This is a genomic window from Acinetobacter sp. NIOH-H-8 (genome assembly GCF_046635365.1).
Classification (GTDB): domain Bacteria; phylum Pseudomonadota; class Gammaproteobacteria; order Pseudomonadales; family Moraxellaceae; genus Acinetobacter.
Genome location: NZ_JBHDVN010000167.1, coordinates 1 through 463, shown reverse-complemented (window position 1 = coordinate 463; position 463 = coordinate 1). Strand labels below are relative to the sequence as shown.

The 463-nt window shown below is 69.1% G+C and carries 1 protein-coding gene; it reads left to right on the top strand.

The features are described 5' to 3' along the window. The coding region (locus tag ACEWB7_RS17600; RefSeq protein WP_411581036.1) for a LysR substrate-binding domain-containing protein at positions 1–445 on the top strand (445 nt) is incomplete at its 5' end. Positions 446–463 lie beyond the last annotated feature (18 nt).

Sequence of the window (463 nt, the reverse complement as noted above, 5' to 3'; positions counted from 1 at the left end):
CATCCAGGGCCTGACCTTCGAGCACCTGTACAGCGAGTCGATGATGCTGGTGGTGCGTCCCGGCCACCCCTTGCTCGCCGCGCCCCTCGGCGACCTGCAGCGGCTGGCCGAATTCCCACTGGTGCTGCCGCTGGCCGGCACCACCATCCGCCGCCACGCCGACAGCCTGTTCGTGCAATGGGGCATCGCGCTCGCCGGACAGCGCCTGGAAACCCTCTCGCCGACCCTCAGCCGCAGCTATGTGTTGCGCAGCGAGGCGATCTGGGTGGCGCCGCGCGATGCCGTGCGCCTGGACGTCGGCAACGGCGAGCTGGCCGAGCTGGACCTGGGTATCCGCGAACCGGGCGGTTCGGTCGGGCTGTGCCACAACGCGGCCTTGCCGTTGCCGCTGGGGGCGCAATGGTTCAGCGCGGTGTTGCGCGAGGTGGCCGCCGAGTTGCACTGATAAAGCATAACCAAATGG